General features: G+C 40.0%; 5 protein-coding genes. 3 read left to right on the top strand and 2 right to left on the bottom strand.

Annotated features, from left to right (window positions below; translation table 11 throughout):
- Window positions 1–158: 158 nt before the first annotated feature.
- Window positions 159–281, top strand: a complete 123-nt coding sequence (locus HMPREF1250_RS12160) for a hypothetical protein (RefSeq protein WP_023053627.1) — start codon at window positions 159–161, stop codon at window positions 279–281.
- Here HMPREF1250_RS12160 and HMPREF1250_RS10925 read toward each other — a convergent pair.
- The gene (locus tag HMPREF1250_RS10925) at window positions 276–1031 is read right to left on the bottom strand and encodes a DUF4393 domain-containing protein (protein ID WP_023053628.1); all 756 of its coding nucleotides are present in this window, start codon (window positions 1029–1031) and stop codon (window positions 276–278) included. The two genes, HMPREF1250_RS12160 and HMPREF1250_RS10925, sit on opposite strands and share 6 nt — an antisense overlap.
- Window positions 1032–1152: 121 nt before the next feature.
- Between HMPREF1250_RS10925 and HMPREF1250_RS11835 the strand changes: the two genes are divergently transcribed.
- Together HMPREF1250_RS11835 and HMPREF1250_RS05390 are read left to right on the top strand one after the other, a co-directional pair.
- Entirely contained in the window at window positions 1153–1386 is a 234-nt protein-coding gene (locus HMPREF1250_RS11835; protein ID WP_036242797.1) for a hypothetical protein, read from the top strand.
- Window positions 1337–1672, top strand: coding sequence for a LysM peptidoglycan-binding domain-containing protein (locus tag HMPREF1250_RS05390; protein ID WP_023053629.1), 336 nt, complete (start codon window positions 1337–1339; stop codon window positions 1670–1672). Before HMPREF1250_RS11835 ends, HMPREF1250_RS05390 begins: the two co-directional genes overlap by 50 nt.
- Window positions 1673–1895: 223 nt before the next feature.
- Here HMPREF1250_RS05390 and HMPREF1250_RS11625 read toward each other — a convergent pair whose 3' ends face one another.
- Window positions 1896–2066 carry a hypothetical protein gene (locus tag HMPREF1250_RS11625; RefSeq protein WP_155914498.1) on the bottom strand — a complete coding sequence of 57 codons (171 nt, stop codon included), beginning with the start codon at window positions 2064–2066 and terminating at the stop codon, window positions 1896–1898.
- Window positions 2067–2129: the final 63 nt, after the last annotated feature.

Genomic DNA, 2129 nt, shown 5'->3' with positions numbered 1-2129 from the left:
TGGGCTAAAAGCGAACGAATGGCGACGCATCAAAACCATTATTGACCGTCAATATGAAGAAAAGGCCACCAAGCTGGCACTTGATGACCTTTCCTGCGAATCCATAAAAAGATGGTTTGATATGGAATATTCAAAAAATTAATTATCTGGAGGCTAAAATGGAAAACTATATTTTTATTTGTCTAATGATTTTAGTTTCAACCATTATTAATGTTACCGTTGCAGGATGGTTGGCAGTAAAGATGGGAGAGTTTATGTGGGAAAAAATCCAAAAACTATAGGCAAATCTTTTTAAAGACATCTCCAAAAGGTGTAATAGAAAACGACCCACTGGAAACTTCCATACTACTGTAATTGTCTGGATGCTCTTGAACTATCTTTGTACCTTGTTTATATTCATCAAAAGCTTCGTAGGCCTTGTAAATAGTTTCGTCAACGAGGGATGAAATATGGCTCAACTCAACAATTCCAAGGCGGGATAAGTTATTGATAGAAATTGCATTGTTTTCGAAGTTAGTTTCTATCAAACCTGGAATGTAGATAATGTCTTTGCCTAGAGAAGTATAGGACTTACGATCATTGGCATATAGTCTGAATTCAGCCAATGGGCCTACTTTAGGTAATATTTTCAATAGTTTAGCGTCGTTGGCAGACATTTGCTTAATGATTTCTACAAAAGCAATATGAACTTTATCAGAACTTCGTGCATCGAATTCAGCTGCTATTAATTTAGCAAACATTTTTCGTACATCCGTTTTTTCTACGTAATATTTTGATGCCTCTAATGCAGGCCCGATAACACTAATGTCGGGATTATTATTAATTGAGTCGTTTGGGATTTTACTTACTTCATCATCGATGTCTTTTGCATAACGGCGAATATTCGCTTCAACAGTTTGCTTGAGTTTTTCATCCCATCTACCAAAGGTTGCTTGCCAAAGCAGATTTAGCGTTTTTGCAGGAGCGTCAGCTCCTTTGCTAGCGAGTGAGGTCAGAGCTGCTGTTGCTACTGATACGGTGATTGGATCCATTAGAATCTCTCCTTTTTTTTAAATAAACAGAATTAGAAGTTTATGAGCAAAAATTAATGCGCATAGTCATCACTCCCCTTCATGGTCATTATACCAGAACGGGAGAAGAAAGGAGGAAATCATGAATCAAGACATTTACAAGGGATTACCCCCAATTTTAACGGCTAAAGATGTGGCCGAATTCTTAAGGATTGGCATGAACCAGGCTTACGAAATCATTCATGAAATAGGTTTCCGGTATGGGCGTACCGTCCGGTGTACGAAAACTCAGTTGATTGGCTTCGTGGAAGGAGGTGGAAAAAACCATGAAGACGATGAAAATTTACGATCATGGGTTGACCAGGTCAAAGCGTAAGCCGCGTTTCCGGGCCGTCCGGAGTGCGATGGCCATCGTGGCCGCTTTCGGAGTCGGGCTGTATCTCGGTAGCACGACGTCCTGGTCCCAGGCCGAAACCATTGCGAACGACACAGCTATCATCCACGTCGTCGACACAGACGAAACGCTGTGGGAAATCGCCGGGCCTATCGCTGACAAGACCGGGCAGGACGTCCGCGAAGTAATTTATGAAATCCAAATCAATAATGATTTGGGCCCGGATCCGACACTGAAACCGGGGCAGCGGCTGGTCATCAGATACTAAAAAAAATGGCTGCTGCCGGCAAACGCCGACAACAGCCACATACCAAAATACTCAAATTTATTATACCAGATGGAGGTAACTTATGGAACTGCAAAATCAGAATAAAGAAAAATTTATTCATGTATTTGAAGAACTGACATTGTTTTTAATACAGGATGCAATGCATAGTTCTGTAACTACAATAAACCCTGATACCATCAGGGAAATCAGAGAAAATGTGGTACTAATTACCACGCATTTTAACGGTCGAGCATATTTCCCTAAACGCTTTAGATATTAACTGAATTCGTTCATCTGTTCGAGTTGTTTGATTGTGATTGTCAGTACATTGGTCAAAGTATCCTTTTTGAATCATTGCTATTACGATTTCCTTTGTTATTTCTTCCACGCTCATTAGGATCACCTCCTTATGAGTGTGATTATACCATAGAAAGGATGAAATATATGTCAGTAAAAA

This window comes from Megasphaera vaginalis (ex Srinivasan et al. 2021), from assembly GCF_000478965.1.
GTDB lineage: Bacteria > Bacillota > Negativicutes > Veillonellales > Megasphaeraceae > Megasphaera > Megasphaera vaginalis.
Note: the sequence above shows the minus strand (reverse complement) of the source record. Positions and strands in the feature narration are given on the sequence as shown.